The organism is Thalassotalea sp. ND16A, assembly GCF_000764205.1.
In the GTDB taxonomy this organism is placed as follows: Bacteria; Pseudomonadota; Gammaproteobacteria; order Enterobacterales; family Alteromonadaceae; genus Thalassotalea_A.
The window spans coordinates 1-1,248 of the sequence record NZ_JQDZ01000111.1; the positions used below are offsets into that span (position 1 = coordinate 1).

The window sequence follows — 1,248 nt, forward strand, 5'->3', positions numbered from 1 at the left end:
AGATAAGAGATAATAGTCTTAACTGGAGATAGTAAAATGACACGTAAAAAATATTCAAAAGAATTTAAACAAGATGCAATAGCCTTAGTAAAAGAACAAGGTTATTCGCAAGCAGAAGCATCCAGAAATCTTGGAATTAATCCAAATATGCTTGGTCGCTGGATCAAAGAAGCAGAGAATGATGATGGTTATGCTTTTCGAGGTAATGGTAAGTTAACGCCTGAACAGCTTGAATTACGTAACCTTCGTGAAGAAAACAAGCGCTTGAAGATGGAGCGCGATATATTAAAAAAAGCAACGGTCTTCTTTGCCAAGGAAACGAAGTAAAATATTCGTTTATTACCCAACATAAGAAGATCTGGCCGGTCACAGTAATGTGCCGAATATTGGGGGTAGAAAGCAGTAATTATTACAGCTTTCAAAAGAGAAATTGTGACAGGTACAAACCTGATCCTGAAAAAGAAGAAATGCTAAGGTGGGTAAAAGACATTGCTAAGTTCAGTGATAACACCTATGGCGCAAGGCGAATGAAAAGAGTGCTAAATGCGTTGAGCTTTCCGGTGAGCCGCAGAAAAGCGCAGGCACTAATGCAAGAAGCTGGTGTTTGGGTTCGTTACAAACGCAAATTCAAATCAACGACAAACAGTGACCATAAAAAGCCTGTTTATGAGAATGAATTAGCGCAGCAATTTGATGTAGAGAAACCGAATCAAGCGTGGGTGCAGGATATTACCTATGTTTGGACAAACGAAGGCTGGCTATATCTGGCGGTAGTTATCGACTTGTACTCGCGTAAAGTGGTTGGCTGGAGCATGAGCTCAAGAATGAAAGCACAGCTGGTCTGTGACGCATTACACATGGCAATATGGCAACGACAACCAAAGCCAGGGTTAATTGTTCATTCCGATCAGGGTATTCAGTATGCCAGCAAGGCTTACCGCAAGTTGATTAAAAAGAATCAGTTTGTTGGTAGCATGAGTCGCAAAGGTTGCTGTTGGGATAATGCCGCAGTTGAAAGTTTTTTCGGCAGCTTAAAACAAGAACGAGTTCATTGGAAAAGTTATCAAACACGATTTGATGCCCAGCAGGATATATTGAATTACATCAGCATGTGGTACAACAGCCACAGATTACATTCTTATCTGGATTATAAAAGTCCAAATAACTTTGAAGCTGGCAATGATAGTTTAGGATTTGATTTGAAATTGGTTGCTTAACTGGGGTGTGTGAAATTAGTTGACCAGGTCA

The 1,248-nt window shown here is 40.1% G+C and carries 1 protein-coding gene; it reads left to right on the plus strand.

Annotated features, from left to right (window positions below; genetic code table 11):
* Positions 1-36: 36 nt before the first annotated feature.
* Positions 37-1,217 (plus strand): IS3 family transposase gene (locus tag ND16A_RS03970; protein ID WP_152593912.1). Its coding sequence is split into 2 segments (ribosomal slippage): positions 37-295 and positions 295-1,217, totalling 1,182 coding nucleotides; the frame shifts between segments, so codons are not numbered across the junction.
* The last annotated feature ends 31 nt before the right edge of the window (positions 1,218-1,248 follow it).